This window comes from Pseudoalteromonas sp. S554 (genome assembly GCF_005930865.1).
Lineage (GTDB): Bacteria > Pseudomonadota > Gammaproteobacteria > Enterobacterales > Alteromonadaceae > Pseudoalteromonas > Pseudoalteromonas marina.
On the sequence record NZ_PNDV01000181.1, the window covers coordinates 1 to 1,579 of the forward strand.

Sequence of the window (1,579 nt, forward strand, 5' to 3'; positions counted from 1 at the left end):
AAATGAGACGAGCCGAGCTACTTAATTACTTTTCTAAAAGCGCAGCGTCTCTAAACCTCTTTTTGAATAATAGGCTTTTAGGGCTTTAATGCACAAAGAGGAGCGAATGAGGAGTAAATGAGTAGTCAAAGCGCGAAGTAAAATTGCATCTACAAATATTTAAATTACGGTTGCCTATAATTTAAAAAGCGGTGGTGCTTGCAAAACAATGAGGCAATTAATGCCATTAATCGCCTCATTGAATGAGGCAATTAAATCATATAGACTGAAGTTAACTAACTTAAGGGCTAAAGACTATGTGGATATGGCAACAACAAAACTGGCCAAACTTTACGTGGGATTATGCGTCGCTTGCTCCCTTACTAAGTGAACTTTCATATAACCATGGCTTATTAGTGGGCCGTATGGGCGTGCAAAGTGCCCATCAAAAGCAGCAAGCTCTTGATACTTTATTAGCAAATATTATTCACTCTAGTGCGATTGAGGGCGAAAAGCTTAATGCATTTTCGGTTCGCTCTTCGCTCGCTAAAAAGCTCAATATTAACGAGAAGCCTTATCCCACAACTGTGCAAAGCGACAATCTTGCAGAAATTATGCTTGATGCAATAACTAACACAGATTCAGCGCTTGGTTTAGAAAGGGTGCTTAACTGGCATCGTTTACTATTTGCCGATGAGCAAAGCTTGTTTACTAAGATTGAGGGCGGGCAGTTGCGTGGTGACGAGCCAATGCAGGTTGTATCAGGGCGTTTAGATAAACCGGTATTACATTTTACAGCGCCACCTAAAAAGTTAATAAACAAAGAGCTGTCGCTATTTTTTGATTGGTTCAACAACACGCAAAACGATCCACAAATAGACCCTTTTATTCGTGCTGCTATCGCACACTTATGGTTTGTAACAATACATCCGCTTGAAGATGGTAATGGGCGAATAACACGGCTTATAACCGATCTGGCTTTAGCACAAAAGTATGCTCAGTCTATCCGGTTATATGCTATGTCGGTGGCTATTTTAGACGATCGAAAAAGCTACTACGAGGTGCTAGAAGCCACGCAGCGTGGCGGGCTTTGTATAACACAGTGGATTAAATGGTTTTTAAATACGCTTAATAATGCGATACACCATACGCTTAAAAATATTGAGCAAACAGTTTTTAAAACTAATTACTGGGCAAGTAAAGAGCAAACAAAACTAAGTGAGCAACAAGTAAAAGTAATTAATAAATTACTCGATGGCCAATTTGAGCACGGAATTAGTGCCAGTCAGTATCAAAAGGTAGCTAAAGTCAGTCGTGCGACTGCCACACGGCATTTAGCCGATTTACAAACATTAGGTTTCATAACAAAAACAGCTGCCGGTGGGCGCAGTACACGTTACACAGTTGCTCAATGAGGCAATTAAATGGCTATTTGACTCATTGATTGAGGCAAATAGGTGTGTTTAAGTTAAACGAGTAGTGCTGAATGCTTTAATTAAAGCGAAAGGTAAACTTTCGTCCATAAATTAAAAGCTTTGCTTTTAGGGCTTTAATGCACAAAGAGAAGCGAATGAGGAGTAAATGAGAAGCCAAGTGATTG

Annotated in this window: 1 protein-coding gene; it reads left to right on the plus strand. The window is 39.8% G+C overall.

The features are described from left to right. The first annotated feature begins 296 nt into the window (after positions 1–296). Positions 297–1,394, plus strand: a complete 1,098-nt coding sequence (locus CWB65_RS19580; protein ID WP_138741295.1) for a Fic family protein — start codon at positions 297–299, stop codon at positions 1,392–1,394. Positions 1,395–1,579 lie beyond the last annotated feature (185 nt).

Bases quoted from the DNA above. Each gene is read 5' to 3' on its own strand.
- CWB65_RS19580 (WP_138741295.1), top strand. From the start codon at position 297: ATGTGGATATGGCAACAACAAAACTGGCCAAACTTTACGTGGGATTAT.